The organism is Brevibacillus sp. MCWH, from assembly GCF_013096935.1.
GTDB lineage: Bacteria > Bacillota > Bacilli > Brevibacillales > Brevibacillaceae > Brevibacillus > Brevibacillus aydinogluensis.
The window spans coordinates 1-393 of record NZ_SDLF01000234.1; the positions used below are offsets into that span (position 1 = coordinate 1).

The following is a 393-nucleotide window of genomic DNA, read 5'->3' on the forward strand; positions in this document are numbered from 1 at the left end:
GTTTAAATACATCTGATTTTAATATTTCACTCATATCTTCAACGATATAATTAAATTTTCTTTCGGATAGATTATACCGTCTTATTAATTCACCATCATAATAAATCAGCAATTCATCAGTAGAATTGTTGAATATCACTTGTACTTCTTCACCAATGTATTTAGTAGGTACCGAGTATTTACCTTTTCTAAAGTTAATCATCGATTCTTTAGAAACGATTCTTATACACTCATTTTCGATGTAAGTATCTAGTAACTTGGCATTAAAAAAATTTAAATGTTCTTTTTCTTCATAATTGAAAACGTCGATAGGTCGTTGTTCTGTTGCTTGTGAAATTTCTAAGTGATTCAATTCGTGACATAAATCGTCTACTAGCTCAATAAGTTCTACAG

The 393-nt window shown here is 28.8% G+C and carries 1 protein-coding gene; it reads right to left on the reverse strand.

The features are described 5' to 3' along the window. The coding region (locus ETC00_RS20240; RefSeq protein ID WP_483296504.1) for a Mu transposase domain-containing protein at nucleotides 1–393 on the reverse strand (393 nt) is incomplete at both ends.